Origin of the sequence: Allorhizobium sp. Av2, from assembly GCF_021462805.2 — a bacterium.
Lineage (GTDB): Bacteria > Pseudomonadota > Alphaproteobacteria > Rhizobiales > Rhizobiaceae > Allorhizobium > Allorhizobium vitis_G.
In genome coordinates, this window is record NZ_CP192696.1 from 2,936,103 (window position 1) to 2,952,005 (window position 15,903).

Genomic DNA, 15,903 nt, shown 5'->3' on the forward strand with positions numbered 1-15,903 from the left:
CCTGTCCGTCGTCATCGCTGCCATTTTCTTATCCTCGTTTTTCGTTCTGTCACGCAGGCAGCTGTTGTGCTGGCAAACAGCGACTGGACCTATTTGCGCTGTCATTCGGCGCCCTAACCCGACGTTGCGACACAATTCGGCGCATGAAGACGCAATCGGACCACCTTTTGCCCCACAAACCCGGCAGTTTCATTCTCACGGCCTTCGACACTTTTCCTTAAAAGAAAAATAGTTTACTAGGCTGAGGCAAGAACCCCTGGATTGATCGGGATTGACAATGGATTATGCATCATAAATCAGAAGGCTAACAACCCGCTTCTTCAGGCGGAGGACGCTTTAACGGAAAGAGGCCGTACAAACCGGCCACATCAGAGGAAGACGAGATGACGAGTTATGTTCTGACGGTATCCTGCCCATCCAAGCGCGGCATTGTCGCGGCCCTTTCCGGATATCTGGCGGAAATGGGATGCAATATCGTTGACAGCTCGCAATTCGACGATCTGGGGACCGACCGGTTTTTCATGCGCGTCAGCTTCATTTCCGAACAGGGCGCAAGCCGCGAAACAATCGAGGCGGGCTTGACACCCGTTGTCGATAATTTCCAGATGGAGATCGGACTTTACGATGCGACAGAGCGGGTCAAGGTTCTACTGATGGTGTCACGCTTCGGCCATTGCCTGAACGACCTTTTGTACCGCTGGAAAATCGGCGCCCTGCCCATCGATATCGTCGGCGTGGTCTCCAACCATTTCGACTACCAGAAGGTCGTCGTGAACCACGACATTCCCTTCCACCATATTCCAGTGACCAAGGCCAACAAGCCACAAGCCGAAGCCCGCATCATGGATATCGTCGAACAGACCGGCACCGAGCTGATCGTCCTCGCCCGCTATATGCAGATCCTGTCGGACCAGATGTGCCAGAAGATGTCAGGCCGGATCATCAATATCCACCATTCCTTTCTGCCAAGCTTCAAAGGCGCCAATCCCTACAAGCAGGCCTTCGAGCGCGGCGTGAAGCTGATCGGGGCCACCGCCCATTATGTCACCGCCGATCTCGATGAGGGCCCGATCATCGAGCAGGATGTCGCGCGTGTCACCCATGCCCAGAACGCCGAGGATTACGTGTCGATCGGCCGCGATGTGGAAAGCCAGGTTCTCGCCCGCGCCATCCACGCCCATATCCATCACCGCACCTTCATCAACGGCAACAAGAGCGTGGTTTTTCCAGCCAGCCCAGGCTCCTATGCGTCGGAACGCATGGGATAACCAGGCATTTACGGATTGAGTCGGACCGCACCTGAGGCGAAATCGGCTCTTTCCACACCTCAAACGTTTATTGCCCATGTTATTTTATGGATGAGCGATGGACGCGCGGATTCTCTCTGCTAGAGTTTGTCATGAAACATGGTTATCGGCTTTCCAATGCGAGAAACCAAAAGAAGACAGACATGAGCTTGCATGATGCAGGTCGGACCGGAGTTCAGACCGGACAGGCCCAGCTCTCAGCCGATTGATTCTGCAGGAGGCAGTCCATGCCAAACACCCTTCTCTTTCAGCGCACTGGGCTTGCGCGGCCTCACGTGACGCTTGAGGCGGCAGTGACCCTGCTGAAAGAGCAGTATGGCCTTGAAGGCACCGTCAAGGAGCTGGGTTCGCAACAGGACCGCAATTTCCGCGTGGATACCGGTGATCGCCGCTTCGTTCTGAAAATCTGCCGCCAGGAATATGCGAGCATCGAACTGGAAGCCCAGAATGCGGCCTTGCGGCATCTGACGCAAATCCCCGATGCCCCGAAGGCCCCGGAACCGGTACCCTCCCTCAGCGGAGAGGAGATCGTGGCCGTCACGCTTGATGAGGAAAGCTATTACGCCCGCCTGCTGACCTATATCGAGGGCGAATCCCTTAGCCAGCGAAGCTATCTTGCGCCTGCGACCATGCGCGCCATCGGCAGCTTTTGCGCCCGCATGGCGTTGGCACTGACCGATTTCGACCATCCCGGCCTGGAGCGGGACCTGCAATGGGACCTGCGGCGTGCCGGACCGGTCACCTTGCATCTGCTGGCCTCCGTCAGCGAACCAAAACGCCGTGACGATGTCGCCAAGGCGATGATCGTCACCATGCGTCATATCAATCCGTTGCTGGGCGACCTGCGCCTTCAGGCCGTGCATCACGACTTGACCGGCGACAACATCATGGGCGCGCCCGATGCCGCCGGTCGGCTTCTGCCGCAAGCCGTGATCGATTTCGGTGATCTGGTGACCGGCTGGCTGGTGGGTGACCTTGCCGTCACCTGCGCGGCACTCTTGCACCAGGCCGATGGCGATCCCTTCGGTGTGCTGCCGGTTATCCAGGCCTTTCACGCGCTTTATCCGTTGAATGAAGCCGAGATCAAAGCCCTTTGGCCCCTTATCGTCGCGCGCGCCGCCGTGCTGGTGGCCAGCAGCGAGCAGCAATTGTCAATCGATCCCGACAATGATTATGTTTTCAGCAATCTGGAACATGAACGGGAAATTTTCACCCTCGCCACCTCCCTGCCCTTCTCGGTCATGGAAGCAGCGATCTTGGCGGCGCTTGGCCAGGAACAACCGGAGGAGCACCCGGTGCTTGGCCGGCTTCTGCCCGGTATCGATCCGCTCAGCGTGCACCTGACCGACCTGTCCACTCTCAGCCCCGCGCTGATCGAGGACGATTGGGCGGATGCCCAGATCGACTGGAAGCTGCTGGCCAAGGCCGCCGCCGATACCGGCGTTGCCGCAACCCGCTACGGTGAATGCCGCCTGTCCTATACAAGGCTTTTATCACCGCGCATGCCAGCAACCTTTGCGCTGCATGTCGATGCCTGCCTGCCAGCGGGAACCGAGGCCGTTGTGCCCTTCGATTGCGTGCTGAAGCGCACCAGCCAGCACTTCATCTTGATGGCGCCGGATCTGGCCCTGCATATCCATGGGCTGGAATGCCAGTTTGAAGACGGCACGCCATTGCAGGCGGGAACGCCACTCGGCCGGATTGCCGGTGCCGAAGGGTCCGTGGGCGGGCTGCGATTGCAGCTGTGCCGCGACACCGACCTCGTGCCGCCACTTTTTGCCAGACCCGATCACGCCTATGCGTGGCGGCGCGTCTGCCTGTCGCCCGCCGCCTTGTTCGGCGTCGATCTGGATGCGCCGTTGGCAAGCGGCGAAGCCCTGCTTGCGACCCGCAGCCAGCATTTTGCCAGCCCGCAAAAGCACTATTATGCCCATCCGCCGCAGATCGAGCGTGGTTTTGGTGAGCATCTGTTCGACATGGCGGGCCGCGCCTATCTTGATATGGTCAATAATGTCGCCACCGTCGGCCATGGCTACCCCCGTCTTGCCCATGCCGCCTGGGCGCAGTGGTCGCGTCTCAACACCAATTCCCGCTTTCATTACCGCGCCGTCGCCGAATTTTCTGAGCGGTTGGCAAGCCTTGCGCCGGAAGGACTGGACACGGTCTTCCTGGTCAATAGCGGCTCGGAAGCCGTGGACCTCGCCATCCGGCTTGCCTGGGCAGCCAGCGGCAAACGCAACATCGTCAGCCTGAAGGAAGCCTATCACGGCTGGACCATGGCGAGCGACGCGGTCTCCACCTCGATTGCCGATAATCCCCGCGCCCTGGAAACCAGGCCGGACTGGGTATGGCCCGTCACCGCGCCCAACAGCTATCGCGGCCCGTATAAAGGGCCAGACAGCGCTGCCGCCTATGTCGCTGAGGTGGAAAAGACGCTGGAGGACATCGATGCCGCAGGTGCGGGTCTGGCCGGATTCATTGCCGAAAGCCTGTTTGGCAATGCTGGCGGCATCGCCTTGCCGCCCGGCTATCTCCAGGGCGTCTATCCCTTGATCCGGGCGCGCGGTGGGCTATGCATCGCCGATGAAGTTCAGGTCGGCTATGGCCGCCTCGGCCATCATTTCTGGGGTTTCGAGCAGCAGGGCATCATCCCTGATATCATCACTATCGCCAAGGGCATGGGCAATGGCCAGCCGCTCGGCGCCGTCATCACCACCAAGGCGATTGCCGATGCCTTCGAGCAGGACGGTTATTTCTTCTCATCCTCCGGCGGCAGCCCGGTCAGTTCGGTGATCGGCATGACGGTGCTGGACATCATGCGCGACGAAAACTTGCAGGACAATGCCCGCGATGTCGGCGATTTCCTGCGCGAAAAACTGGAGGATCTGGTTGCCGTCCATCCCCTGGCTGGTGCCGTGCACGGCATGGGGCTTTATCTCGGCCTCGAACTGGTCCGCGACCGCCAGACGCTGGAACCGGCGGCCCAGGAGACCGCCGCGATCTGCGAACGGCTGCTCGACCTCGGCATCATCATGCAGCCGACCGGTGACCATCTCAACGTCTTGAAGATCAAGCCGCCGCTCTGCTTGACCTATGAAAGCGCCAGCTTCTTCGTGGCCATGCTGGACAAGGTCCTGACCGAAGGCTGGTAGCACAGGCTTCGCCTGATGACGCTTAGAAAGCGGTAAACGTCATTGTCGTCAGCGAACGGACCACGCCGGGTACGGCCGAAATCTGTTCGTTGACGAATTTGCCGACGTCCTGCCCATCCTCGATATAGACCTTTATCAGCAGATCATATTCGCCCGAGGTGGAATAAAGTTCTGAGACGATCTCCGCCTTATAGATCGCATCGGCCACCTCATAGGTCTTGCCGGGAACACATTGCAACTGAACGAAAATGGGTTTCATGGAAATAGATCCTGAGATTGCGCGTCGAAAAGTCTGAGAGACCGTGCAGGCAATGCCTGAGAAAACAATGCCACACTGTCTTTATCCGATACCGCAAATACAAGCGGGATGTCACCCTGCAATCGCAGGTCTCGCCTGCGCATGGATGCACAGGCGAACGGCAATCCTCCAGTCAGCAGCACTTATGGATGAGGCCTGAAGGCAACAACACCCCGGCTGCGTGCCCGAACTTCCGGTGAGGCGAGACATGTGGAAAGGGCCTCATAGCCGGGCGCACCGGGATAAGGGGCGACTACGCTTGGTGGGCTGTGGTTCGCCGGGCAAAAAATGATGGCTTCGTCCCCCGTCACCGCATCCAGGTCGAGGATCGACGCCGATCGGGTCATGAGAAACAGCGGACGTGACTGGGAGCAGTGATGGCGCAGGTAACAGGTCAACGCCTCCTGCGTGGCGCGATCCAGGCCATCCTCCACCATGTCGATAACCAGGCAGGCCGGGCCGTGCGCTTCCAGCCCGACCAGAAGGGCCGTCAAGGCATCAGAAGGAACAGCCCCTTCCTCCATAAGCCAAGCCAAGGCCCGCTCAATCCTTTCCTTTAAAGACTGATCGGCATCGAGGCTCGCCTTCGCCGCACTGCCCATGTCCTCAAGCCGGTCCAGACCAAGGAATGCTGCATCAGGCAAGGCGGCGGCGATGGCATGGGCAAGCCTGGTCTTGCCGCAGCCGAGTGGTCCGACAATATAATTGATTGGACGAATATCCAGCAGCTCGAAGCGTTCTCCACCCCACGGCCACGGAAGATCCAGAGCAAGCCGAACGTCGCCACTGCGACGCGACAGACCCATCAAATCGGCAAATGACGGGACTATCCCGACGGCTATATCCTGGCGCAGCGCCCGGATTTTCTCCAGGGCTTGCGCGGTCTGCCGGATGGTCCGTTCAAGCGCGGACTGATGCCGCGCGAAAGCCGGTTCGAGGCATTGCGGGTCCCCTTCCAGCACGCGCTTGACCTCTGCAAGACTGAGGCCCAGATCTCGCAGGGCAATGATGTCCGTGGCGCGAGCCATTTCGGCGGGACCGTAAGTCCTCCATCCCGCAGTGGTGCGGACCGGCGTTATCAACCCTTTCTGCTCGTAGAGCCGCAGGGCCTTCATGGATACGCCGAGCCGGCTCGCGGCCTCGGAAGCATTGAGATATTGAGCGGAATATGTCACGAATCACCTCGTTCGCTGTTGACCGCCATACGTATGGAAGCAGCCCCAAGGGACAGGTCAAGAGCAAATTCGCTCTACACTTCTCAAGCCTCCCGCCCTATTTTAGCATCATGATCAAGCCCGAGGCCCTGCTGCATCCGACCCCTGCCGGTCTCTATTGTCCGACCGGCGATTTTCATGTCGATCCGGTAAGGCCTGTGGCCCGGGCGCTGATTACGCATGGCCATTCCGACCATGCCCGCGCTGGCCATGATAAAGTGCTGGCCACACGGCAGACGCTCGACATCATGGCATTACGCTACGGTGCGGACTTTGCCGGATCGTCCCAGGCGATTGATTTTGGCGAAACCGTCACGATGGACGGCGTTGCCGTCGGTTTTCACCCAGCTGGACACGTTCTGGGGTCGGCGCAGATTTCGATTGAGCGGCTGGGAACCCGCATCGTCGTTTCCGGCGATTACAAACGTCGGCCCGATGCCACTTGTGCGGCCTTCGTGCCTGTACCTTGCGATGTGTTCATCACTGAGGCAACCTTTGCGCTGCCGGTCTTTCACCATCCCGATCCGGCATTGGAAATCGGCAAGCTTTTGCGGTCGCTGGAACAGTTTCCGCAGCGCAGCCATCTGGTTGGGGCCTATGCGCTGGGCAAGGCGCAGCGGGTGATCTCGCTGATCCGTCAAGCGGGCTATGACAAGCCGATCTATATTCATGGTGCGCTCGCCAAGCTCTGCGACTATTACCAGAGCCAGGGCATCGAGCTGGGAGAATTGCGCCCCGCAACGGTGGAAAGCGGCGGTTCCAGCCATTTCGAAGGCGCTATCGTCATTGGCCCGCCTTCGGCTTTTGCCGATCGCTGGGCGCGGCGCTTTCACGATCCACTGCCGATTTTCGCCTCTGGCTGGATGATGGTGCGCCAAAGGGCCAAGCAGCGCGGGGTCGAATTGCCGCTGGTGATTTCCGATCATTGCGACTGGCCGGAACTGATCGAGACGATTAGCGAATTGCAACCCGGTGCCGTCTGGGTCACGCATGGGCGCGAAGAGGCGCTGGTGCGCTGGTGCGAGTTGAACGGTATTGCCGCCAAGCCGCTGCATCTGGTTGGCTATGAAGACGAGGGCGATTGATGCGTGCCTTTGCCACCCTTCTCGACCGCCTCGTCCTGACCCCAAGCCGCAATGCCAAGCTCAAGCTGTTGGCCGATTACTTCGCCAGCGTGCCAGACCCGGACCGGGGCTATGCGCTGGGCGTTCTGGCCGGAACGCTCGATCTGAAGACAGTCAAACCAGCCCTCCTGAAAGAACTGGTGCTGGAGCGGATGGACCCGGTTCTCTTCGGCTATTCCTATGACTATGTCGGCGACCTCGCCGAAACCATTTCGCTGGTCTGGGACCAGGACCGCGGCGAAAAGGCCGAGATTGCCGAGCCGAGCCTTGGCGAGGTCGTGGCCCTCATGCAATCGCTCAGTCGCACCCAGGTGCGAGGCGCCGTGCGCGATCTGCTCGACCAACTCGACACGTCAGGCCGCTTTGCCTTTCTCAAACTTGCGACCGGCGGCTTGCGGATCGGGGTTTCGGCAAGACTTGCCAAACAGGCTCTTTCCGACATGTCGGGCAAGGATGTCGGGGAGATCGAGACGCTGTGGCATGGGCTGGAGCCGCCCTATGTGAGCCTGTTTGCCTGGCTTGAGGGCGGCGGAGACAAGCCCGTGCTGGCGACACCGGCTATCTTTCATTCGGTCATGCTGTCCAATCCGGTCGGCAATGGCGATCTGGATGGTCTCGATCCCGCCGATTATGCCGCCGAGTGGAAATGGGACGGTATCCGGGTGCAGCTTTCGCGCCATGGAGACACCTGCCGCCTCTACTCCCGCTCCGGCGACGACATTTCCGGGGCTTTTCCCGATATTGTCGCGGCGGCGAATTTCGATGGAGTGATCGATGGAGAACTGCTGGTCGGCGGCACCGCCCGCTCCAACCAGCCGACCCGCAGCTTTTCCGATCTTCAGCAACGGTTGAACCGCAAGAGCGTCACGACGAAAATGCTCAGCGATTACCCGGCCTTTATCCGTGCCTATGATCTGTTGTTTACCGGCGATCAGGATGTACGAAATCTTGGCTATGAGGCACGCCGGGGGTTGCTTGCAGAAATTGTCGAAAAAGCCCCGGCCACGCGCTTCGATCTCTCGCCGCTGATTGCTTTTTCCAGCTGGGACGAGCTGGACGCGCTGCGGCACGCCCCGCCCGATCCGGTCATCGAAGGGGTGATGATCAAGCGCCGCGACAGTATCTACCAGGCGGGACGCGCCAAGGGGCCATGGTTCAAGTGGAAAAAGCAACCGCTGAACGTCGATGCGGTGCTGATGTATGCGCAGCGCGGCCATGGCAAGCGCTCCAGCTATTATTCCGATTTTACCTTCGGGGTCTGGATGCATATGCCAGAAGGTGGCGACCAACTGGTGCCGGTGGGCAAGGCCTATTTCGGCTTTACCGACCAAGAGCTGGAAATTCTCGATAAATATGTGCGCAACAACACCATCGACCGGTTCGGACCAGTCCGCTCGATCCGCGCCGAGCCGGATCATGGGTTCGTGGTAGAGGTGGCCTTTGAAGGGCTGAACCGGTCCACCCGGCATAAATCCGGCGTCGCCATGCGCTTTCCCAGGATTTCGCGGTTGCGGGATGACAAACTCCCGCGTGATGCCGACCTGCTGGAAACGCTGCTGCATATGCTGCCAGCATGACCATCAGGTCATAAAAAAGCGGCGCCAGAACCATCATGGTTTCCAGCGCCGCACCCGCAAGACGACATCATGTCGCCAGACTGCGGTTAGGGTATATTAGTGGCGTTTGACCCAATCGTCGATCTCCCGGTCGGCCTCATCCTGGCCTTTTCCATAGAGTTCCTGCAATTTGCCGCTCAATTGTTTGCGATTACCGGCAATAACATCCAGATCGTCACCGGTCAGCTTGCCCCATTGAGCCTGGGCCTTGCCCTTGAATTGTTCCCAATTGCCTTCAACACGGTTCCAGTTCATCGCGGTCTCCTCTTCCGATTGGCGATTTCAAGAAGCCCGTGCCGCCGTCAAACATCAGCGGTCCGAGCATGCTAGCATGAGATTAACGTCATGCAACCTTGAAGGTTCCGATTATACCGATGTGGCGCGACGGTAGACGACCGTTGACATCATGCCACGCGAGAGGGGTGACCCGAAAATAGTTGAAAAATGGAACCCTTGGGCCTGAGCAACGTTTGTTGATAGAGTTCGAGCCGCAGACGAGATAACGGTTTGCGCAGCCTTAAAATCCAGAAGGAGTTCGTCCATGGTCGATATCAATGAAGCCGTCAACGATTTGGAAGCAGAAGCACGGTCCAAGGAACTCGAAGCACAGATCGAGCAGCTCAAGCAGGACGTTGCCTCGCTGACGAGCACGCTCGCCTCCCTCGGCAGCGCAACATTGCATCAGGTCGGCGACAAGGCATCGGATGCGATCAGCTCCGCACGCAGCAGCGTTTCTGCGCTGGAACAGGATCTGGAAGATAAAATTCGGGCAAAACCGTTGCAGTCGGTGGCGATTGCCGCCGGTCTCGGCTTTATTTTCGCCCTGCTGTCACGGCGCTAATCAATGTTCGGTTTGCTCACACGTCTGACACTAGTGGCCGCAGAAGGCGTGAAGCCAAGGATCGACAAAGCTCGGCGCAACGCCATCGCTGGCGCTATTGCCGGGTTTTGTTTCCTGATTGCCATCGTTGCGGCGATTGTTTCCGGCTGGATCTTCCTGGCGGCGGAGATCGGTGCTGGCCCCGCCGGGCTGGTGATTGCAGGCATCGCAGTGTTGATCGGCCTGATCACTTTAGCGACCGTCTCCATCATCAATCGCCGCGAGGCACGCAGGCGGGCATTTCTTCAAACCGCGACGCTTGCAGCGACCGATCCACTGACCATGGGCCTGATGGGGCGTTTGCCCGGAATGCTGAAGGTCAACCCCATCGTCGGGGTCGCGGCGGTCGGCATGCTTGCCTATTTGTTTGCGCGCAGCCAGGGGATCGGCCGTAAGTAACGGCTGAGCCTGTCGCAGTTTGTAAGTGCAGTCATACCCTCAACCGACGGCGGAACCCTGTTTCGGCGGGGCTTTTCGTCGCCTTGATTTTTACGGAAAGGACCAAATTCATGGCCAAAGTTGCAGAAGTATTGAAGCCTAGAGCCCGCGACGAAAAAATCAGCATCGGACTCGAAGACGCCTACCGCGAGCAGGCCTCCAAGGATCTCTCCAAGATTCTCGCGGCCACCTATGCGCTGACAATCAAGACGCAGGTCTATCACTGGAATGTTGTTGGTCCGCTGTTCAAGCCGATCCACGAACTGACGGAAGAGCATTACAACACGCTGTTTGCCGCCGTCGACATTATTGCTGAGCGTATTCGCGCCCTCGGGCATCTTGCCCCGGTCAATCTGCAAAGCAGCAGCAATTTCGCACCAAAGACTGGCGAGACCCAGCATCACGCCGCCATCGACATGGTCAAGGATCTGATCGCCGACCACGAGGCTGCCGTGCGCCAGATGCGTGAGGTCGGCGAGGCTGCCGACGAAGCTGGCGATCTGGTTACATCAGACATGCTGACAGCGCGACTGACCTTCCACGAAAAAGCATTGTGGATGTTGCGGGCGATTATCGCTTCATAAGAGCATTTTCAGAAAAATGCCGGAGCCGGTTTCACTGAAAAGACTGGTTTGAACAACAAAAGCGTCATGTGATTTGCAAAACACATGACGCTTTTTCTATATTTCCCGTCACCTCGTGTGTCGTAAACACCGGTTTCAGGCTTTATCCGACTTGGACTTCGCCGCCTGCTCGGCAGCATCGAGCCTCTCCAGCAGGTCCAGAAAGTGATCCGGGGTCCCCTCCTCGACAAGCTCATCGTAATAGGTTTTCAAACGCGCCGCGATCATGGCATTGGCCTGGCTCTGCTTTGCCGGAGCTTTGACGGATTTCGAGGACTTTTTTTCGGACATGATGTCAATGCCTGCGGCCTGGAGAGGGAGCTTGTTATATGATATGCATTCTATCAAGAAATAGATCGCAGCAAGAGCAATCCTGGTTTTTTGTATCCAAGACGGTTACAAACAAGATAATAGCACAATGTCGGGCGTGGCTTTCTTGATCTTTGTCAAATAGAGATCCGAACATTCGAACATATAAATCAACTGCATCCGATGCATTGATCCTGAACATCAGAATGAATATCGCTGCTTGTTTAAACCACTGTGGATATCTATAGCAATTCTAGAAATCCAGGGGTTGTTGGTCGAATAAAAACCCTTTTGTCCCTACTGACCGAAAAGCCTTCAATGATTTTGGCAGGAAAGGATTGCCGCAGTATTTGCGTCTTGAACTTCACCGGTCCGCTGGCATAAGCTCGTGAGCATCATCTGATTTTAACGCCTGCCCATTCTTTTCCCAGTCTCGCGACAGTGGTTTGCCTTGCCCATAAAGACGAAAATCATTGAAGATCGTTCATCATACCCTTTGCAAATATCTCAAGCCTTTGACAGATTTGATATATTGCGATCTCTTCGAGGCGAGGACACATCAGTCTCTCTGCACCGTAATAGAGGTGCAGGTCATGAAGTGGATAGAATGGATCGATATCGACCGGCACCCCGCACGGATCGGGCAAATAGCCGGACGAAATTTGGAACTTTTTTTGGATCCCCACGTTTGCTAGCGAGTTTATGCTGCATTCGTGCAAACTGGAGAAGCTGAATGTCCCTTACCACCCGCGTCGCTGCTCATATTCCTTATTTGAGGCGATATGCCCGAGCTGTCACGGGCTCGCAGACATCGGGCGACGCCTATGTCGCCGCTGTTCTGGAGGCTCTGATCGCCGATCTTTCGGTCTACCCCGAAGCCAGCAGTGATCGGGTTTCGCTTTATAAACTGTTTGTCACGATTTTCGGCTCGACCCATGTCGAAATCCGGCCGATGACCTCGCCTTTTGCCTGGGAAAAACGGGCCGCCTCTAATCTTCTGGCCGTTCCTCCGCGTGAGCGCCACGCGTTTCTGCTGATCTCAGTCGAAGGCTTTACCTATGAGGAAGCTGCGGAAGTGCTCGGCGTCAGCGATAGCGAATTCCGGGGTCTGTTCAACCAGGCCGCCGTCGAAATCTCCCGCCAGGTGGCAACCGACATCATGATCATCGAAGACGAACCGCTGATCGCGCTCGATATTGAGCAGATGGTGGAAGATCTCGGTCATCGCGTGACAGGCATTGCCCGCACCCACAAGGAAGCCGTGGAGCTTTATGGCCGAACCAACCCGAAAATGGTGCTTGCCGACATCCAGCTTGCCGATGGAAGCTCCGGCATCGACGCCATCAACGATATCCTGAAGGTGGATACCGTGCCGGTGATCTTCATTACCGCCTTCCCGGAGCGTTTGCTGACTGGCGAGCGGCCTGAACCCGCGTTTCTCGTCACCAAGCCGTTCAATCCCGATATGGTCAAGGCACTGATCAGCCAGGCACTGTTCTTCAACGAACATGCCAAACAGGATGCCTGAGGGCGGGGCCATGCGATTTTGGACCGGTCTGGTTCGGCATCGCAATCAATGAGGGGATAGCGTCAAAGCACGAGGCGCCGGATAAAACGGGTCGTCATTGCGATGTTGGTGAAACTATGCAGGCGCATGGATGCCGCGCGCCCTTGAAAGAGGGCTACCGCCGCTGGAGAGAAGCACTTGGTAAATCGGTTGACATGGTTCGAACCGCAGCGTGCTGACAGGCCCTTGCGTGAGTTCTTTATCACGGCTCTGCTGGATATTGGCGCAAGTCTGACCCTTCAGGACATGGACGGGCGCTATATCTGCATTACATCCCTGCCCCAGCGTTGGCCGCTCGCCCATGGCGAAGAACCCAGTGACGATTCGATTTTCGGACCCGAAATCGGCGCCCAGTTGCGGGAGTTGAAAGCCGGGCTGGTGGAGGCGGACCAGGGTGCGGAACTGAGTGTGGAGCCAGGCGACGATACGGTGTTTGAATTTCGCTGCCGAATGATCCGCATCAGCCCGGAAGACGTCTGCATGATGACGATCCTGGTGGACCGGACCGAGGAAAAGCGCCGTGAACGCCTATTGCGTGCGCTGTTGCGTGAAGTCAGCCACCGCTCGAAAAACCTGCTGGCGATCATTCAAAGCATCGCTTTCCAGACAGCCCGGTATTCCGGGACGCTCGACCAGTTTCTGGGCAAGTTTCGCGGCAGGCTGCATGCACTGTCGATGTCGCAGGACCTGATTACCGATTCCAGTTGGCGTGGCGCTTATTTCCAGGATCTGGTCCGCCAGCAATTGGAAAAATACGTTCCGGAAACGGCAAATCTCGTTCAGGTATCCGGTGACAATGTTCTGCTGTCACCCAATGCATCCCTGCATATCGGGCTCGCCCTGCATGAACTGATCGTCAACGCAGTCAGCCACGGCGACTTCATCAGTCAACGCAAGAAAATCGAGGTCTCCTGTCATCAGCAATGGACACGCAATGGCGAGGAAATCAGGGTGACCTGGAACGAGCCGATTGAAACGCTGGCCGGCGAGGATCTGGAACGCGCCAGGGGACGGTTCGGCAGCACGGTGCTCGAACGTGTCGTACCCGCCTCCGTCAACGGCCATGTCGTACATCGGTTCGACAAGGAAAGCGTCTATTACGAACTGACCTTTCCAGTCGAACTGCATGAATAACTGTATTTCACGCTGCGATCCCTGACCAGGGAACCTATTCCTCTCGCCAATCTTTCGTGAGTGCGGGCTTTTGTGCGTGCGGGCTTTGTGGATGCGGATGCGTTTACACGCCGCAACATTTCACCCCGCCGCAATATGGTGCGTCGGAGACGATGCAAATCCGCTTGCGATACAATTCAAACCTGCTGCATAATCCTGTCGCGACACCATACCGGGTTGCGAGCGATTGTGCGGGAGCCATCCATGGAGCCCTGATGCGCCTCTTTAATTGTTCCAATTGCAGAAACATGGTGTTCTTCGATAACACCCAATGCCTGTCTTGCCATTCCCTGCTGGGTTTTCGCCCATCCGATAACGGGTTTATCGCCATTGATTCCAGCAATGCCGCTCTGATCGATGGCGTGCCGCAGCAGGGCTTTATCCGGCTCTGCGCCAATGCGCGCCATGACGCCTGCAACTGGCTGGTCGAGGACGGTGAGGAATTTTGCCTCGCCTGCCGCCATAATCTGGTTATTCCGGATCTCTCCAGCAACGACAATCTCGAAAACTGGCGCAAGATCGAGAATGCCAAGCATGTGCTGTTTTATTCGCTCCAGCGTTTCGGCCTGCCGTTGGTCACTCGCACCGAAGCGACCCCGGACGGGCTGGCATTCGAGTTCCTGGAAGACGATTCAGCCCGCACCGGCGGGCAGCCCGTCATGACCGGCCATGATTCAGGCCTGATCACCCTGAATATCGCCGAGGGTTCAGATGCTGAGCGTGAAGCAAGGCGCGTCGCCCTGGGCGAACCGTTTCGGACCCTGATTGGACATTTCCGCCACGAAGTTGGCCATTACTACTGGAACGTCCTGGTGCGCGACGGCAACCAACTCGCACAATGCCGGGCAATTTTCGGCAATGACGAAGAGGATTACGGCGAAGCCCTGCAACGGCATTATGCCAATGGACCGGTTCCGGGCTGGGAGGGCAGTTTCATCAGCGCCTACGCCGCCAGCCACCCCTGGGAAGATTTCGCCGAAACCTGGGCTCACTACATCCATATTGTCGATGCCCTGGAAACAGCCTACGCGTTCGGCCTGCGCACCCGTCCGATCATCGACGAACAAAACCTGACCGTGAAAGTCGATTTCGACCCCTATAAAGTGGATGGTGTCAGAGCCTTGATCGATGCATGGGTTCCGCTGACCGTCGCCGTCAACAGTATCAACCGCAGCATGGGTCAACCGGATCTCTATCCCTTTGTGCTGTCCGCGCCCGTCTTGGTGAAACTGCAATATATCCATGATCTCATTCACGGAGCCACGCATAAAGCCAGCTTCTGAGTTCGACCTGCACCGGGGAATTATCGGGTTCCCCGGGTACTCGCAGCTGGACACCGTGATATTTTGGTCACAGCATGCCCATGTTGCCCTTCTCCCGCCAGTCCCATCAGGAACAAGCGAATAGCAGGGCCGTTACCCTCTTGAAGGGTAAGGAGATTGGCCATGATGAGCTTTGCGGCAATAATGGTGATTGTTGCTTGTCATCCCGAACGAACGGATTGCATAGACCGGCCAGTCGCAGTGATCGACTATGCCGATGCAAACCTGTGCCGGGCAGATCTGCCGGAAAAATTGCGTCGTCTGGAAGGCTATGCCCTGAAGATGTATGGGGATTGTATTCCCGTCGCACCCGGCCTGCTGGCAGGAAAAACCGGTATTCGCTTCATCATGGGAGCGCGCGAACTGCAAGCGCTGAAAAGCCAGGGCGGTTCCCAAAAACAGGTGCAGGCTGTGGCCCTGGACAATAACCGCTTCTGAAATTTCCCAGATATCCATAAAACCCTGGACACTCCAAGGGCATAGCGAGAGGGCATTGTGAGGTTTGTCACACGCTCGCTTTGCTTTCCATTTCAGTCCGCAAACGAAACAAGGCCCGGCAATTGCCGGGCCTTGTTGTTATTATCATTTCGCAGGGGTCAAGTTCGCAGGGTTCAGGCGCGCCTGAACAGACGGCTTACCAGCGAAATCAGGAAGAGCACGATGAAGACAAAGAACAGGATCTTTGCAATACCGGCCGAAGCGCCAGCAATGCCACCAAAACCCAATGCGGCGGCGATAAGAGCGACGACGAGAAAGACGAGAGAATAATACAGCATGGATTTGAACTCCGTTATCAACTGATTTAGAAACGAAAAGCTGGGGCTAAAGTTCCATCCGCCTCGTCAAGGCGTCATTTTTTGTCGCAAACCCGCTAGCGACA

General features: G+C 57.4%; 16 protein-coding genes. 11 read left to right on the forward strand and 5 right to left on the reverse strand.

All coding sequences use genetic code 11. The features are described from left to right. Positions 1–383 precede the first annotated feature (383 nt). Together purU and FS819_RS13765 are read left to right on the forward strand one after the other, a co-directional pair. A complete protein-coding gene (gene purU, locus FS819_RS13760; protein ID WP_156551484.1) occupies positions 384–1,268 on the forward strand; it encodes a formyltetrahydrofolate deformylase in 885 nt (294 codons plus the stop codon). A 266-nt stretch (positions 1,269–1,534) separates the two neighbouring features. Beyond that, entirely contained in the window at positions 1,535–4,459 is a 2,925-nt protein-coding gene (locus FS819_RS13765) for an aminotransferase (RefSeq protein ID WP_156551485.1), read from the forward strand. Between the two features lie 22 nt (positions 4,460–4,481). On the opposite strand, the gene FS819_RS13770 is transcribed toward FS819_RS13765, so the two are convergent. Next, positions 4,482–4,718, reverse strand: coding sequence for an Lrp/AsnC ligand binding domain-containing protein (locus FS819_RS13770; RefSeq protein ID WP_156551486.1), 237 nt, complete (start codon positions 4,716–4,718; stop codon positions 4,482–4,484). A gap of 182 nt (positions 4,719–4,900) precedes the next feature. Beyond that, complete coding sequence (locus FS819_RS13775) at positions 4,901–5,932, reverse strand: MerR family transcriptional regulator (RefSeq protein ID WP_234625066.1); 1,032 nt, start codon at positions 5,930–5,932, stop codon at positions 4,901–4,903. A 113-nt stretch (positions 5,933–6,045) separates the two neighbouring features. Here FS819_RS13775 and FS819_RS13780 point away from each other — a divergent pair, with 113 nt between their 5' ends. After that, positions 6,046–7,056 carry a ligase-associated DNA damage response exonuclease gene (locus FS819_RS13780; RefSeq protein WP_234625070.1) on the forward strand — a complete coding sequence of 337 codons (1,011 nt, stop codon included), beginning with the start codon at positions 6,046–6,048 and terminating at the stop codon, positions 7,054–7,056. After that, the gene (locus FS819_RS13785; protein WP_156551488.1) at positions 7,056–8,672 is read left to right on the forward strand and encodes a cisplatin damage response ATP-dependent DNA ligase; all 1,617 of its coding nucleotides are present in this window, start codon (positions 7,056–7,058) and stop codon (positions 8,670–8,672) included. The genes FS819_RS13780 and FS819_RS13785 overlap by 1 nt, the downstream gene beginning before the upstream one ends. A 96-nt stretch (positions 8,673–8,768) precedes the next feature. On the opposite strand, the gene FS819_RS13790 is transcribed toward FS819_RS13785, so the two are convergent. Beyond that, positions 8,769–8,966 carry a CsbD family protein gene (locus FS819_RS13790; protein WP_060716888.1) on the reverse strand — a complete coding sequence of 66 codons (198 nt, stop codon included), beginning with the start codon at positions 8,964–8,966 and terminating at the stop codon, positions 8,769–8,771. A gap of 286 nt (positions 8,967–9,252) precedes the next feature. Between FS819_RS13790 and FS819_RS13795 the strand changes: the two genes are divergently transcribed. The 3 genes from FS819_RS13795 to FS819_RS13805 all read left to right on the forward strand — a co-directional run bounded on the left by FS819_RS13795 (position 9,253) and on the right by FS819_RS13805 (position 10,613). After that, positions 9,253–9,552, forward strand: a complete 300-nt coding sequence (locus tag FS819_RS13795; RefSeq protein ID WP_012654264.1) for an ElaB/YgaM/YqjD family protein — start codon at positions 9,253–9,255, stop codon at positions 9,550–9,552. Between the two features lie 3 nt (positions 9,553–9,555). Continuing rightward, entirely contained in the window at positions 9,556–9,990 is a 435-nt protein-coding gene (locus tag FS819_RS13800; protein WP_156551489.1) for a hypothetical protein, read from the forward strand. Between the two features lie 110 nt (positions 9,991–10,100). Continuing rightward, positions 10,101–10,613, forward strand: a complete 513-nt coding sequence (locus FS819_RS13805) for a Dps family protein (protein ID WP_070167109.1) — start codon at positions 10,101–10,103, stop codon at positions 10,611–10,613. Positions 10,614–10,748: 135 nt separating this feature from the next. Here FS819_RS13805 and FS819_RS13810 read toward each other — a convergent pair whose 3' ends face one another. Then, complete coding sequence (locus FS819_RS13810; protein ID WP_049777363.1) at positions 10,749–10,943, reverse strand: NepR family anti-sigma factor; 195 nt, start codon at positions 10,941–10,943, stop codon at positions 10,749–10,751. 751 nt (positions 10,944–11,694) lie between these two features. On the opposite strand from FS819_RS13810, the gene FS819_RS13815 reads away from it, so the two are divergent. From FS819_RS13815 to FS819_RS13830, 4 genes are all read left to right on the forward strand, one after another. Further along, positions 11,695–12,489 carry a response regulator gene (locus tag FS819_RS13815; protein ID WP_060716861.1) on the forward strand — a complete coding sequence of 265 codons (795 nt, stop codon included), beginning with the start codon at positions 11,695–11,697 and terminating at the stop codon, positions 12,487–12,489. A 177-nt stretch (positions 12,490–12,666) separates the two neighbouring features. Next, positions 12,667–13,662: a sensor histidine kinase gene (locus FS819_RS13820; RefSeq protein ID WP_156551490.1), complete on the forward strand. Its 996-nt coding sequence runs from the start codon at positions 12,667–12,669 to the stop codon at positions 13,660–13,662. A 254-nt stretch (positions 13,663–13,916) separates the two neighbouring features. After that, positions 13,917–14,984: a zinc-binding metallopeptidase family protein gene (locus FS819_RS13825; RefSeq protein ID WP_156551491.1), complete on the forward strand. Its 1,068-nt coding sequence runs from the start codon at positions 13,917–13,919 to the stop codon at positions 14,982–14,984. A gap of 162 nt (positions 14,985–15,146) precedes the next feature. Further along, positions 15,147–15,461 carry a hypothetical protein gene (locus FS819_RS13830; protein ID WP_156551492.1) on the forward strand — a complete coding sequence of 105 codons (315 nt, stop codon included), beginning with the start codon at positions 15,147–15,149 and terminating at the stop codon, positions 15,459–15,461. Positions 15,462–15,634: 173 nt separating this feature from the next. Here the strand turns inward: FS819_RS13830 and FS819_RS13835 are convergent, their stop codons facing one another. Further along, entirely contained in the window at positions 15,635–15,799 is a 165-nt protein-coding gene (locus FS819_RS13835; RefSeq protein ID WP_012654256.1) for a DUF1328 domain-containing protein, read from the reverse strand. Positions 15,800–15,903: the final 104 nt, after the last annotated feature.

Coding starts and splice junctions, on each gene's coding strand:
- purU (WP_156551484.1), top strand. CDS start 384: ATGACGAGTTATGTTCTGACGGTATCCTGCCCATCCAAGCGCGGCATT.
- FS819_RS13830 (WP_156551492.1), top strand. CDS start 15,147: ATGATGAGCTTTGCGGCAATAATGGTGATTGTTGCTTGTCATCCCGAA.
- FS819_RS13835 (WP_012654256.1), bottom strand. CDS start 15,799: ATGCTGTATTATTCTCTCGTCTTTCTCGTCGTCGCTCTTATCGCCGCC.
- FS819_RS13815 (WP_060716861.1), top strand. CDS start 11,695: ATGTCCCTTACCACCCGCGTCGCTGCTCATATTCCTTATTTGAGGCGA.
- FS819_RS13825 (WP_156551491.1), top strand. CDS start 13,917: ATGCGCCTCTTTAATTGTTCCAATTGCAGAAACATGGTGTTCTTCGAT.
- FS819_RS13800 (WP_156551489.1), top strand. CDS start 9,556: ATGTTCGGTTTGCTCACACGTCTGACACTAGTGGCCGCAGAAGGCGTG.
- FS819_RS13785 (WP_156551488.1), top strand. CDS start 7,056: ATGCGTGCCTTTGCCACCCTTCTCGACCGCCTCGTCCTGACCCCAAGC.
- FS819_RS13790 (WP_060716888.1), bottom strand. CDS start 8,966: ATGAACTGGAACCGTGTTGAAGGCAATTGGGAACAATTCAAGGGCAAG.
- FS819_RS13765 (WP_156551485.1), top strand. CDS start 1,535: ATGCCAAACACCCTTCTCTTTCAGCGCACTGGGCTTGCGCGGCCTCAC.
- FS819_RS13795 (WP_012654264.1), top strand. CDS start 9,253: ATGGTCGATATCAATGAAGCCGTCAACGATTTGGAAGCAGAAGCACGG.
- FS819_RS13770 (WP_156551486.1), bottom strand. CDS start 4,718: ATGAAACCCATTTTCGTTCAGTTGCAATGTGTTCCCGGCAAGACCTAT.
- FS819_RS13805 (WP_070167109.1), top strand. CDS start 10,101: ATGGCCAAAGTTGCAGAAGTATTGAAGCCTAGAGCCCGCGACGAAAAA.
- FS819_RS13810 (WP_049777363.1), bottom strand. CDS start 10,943: ATGTCCGAAAAAAAGTCCTCGAAATCCGTCAAAGCTCCGGCAAAGCAG.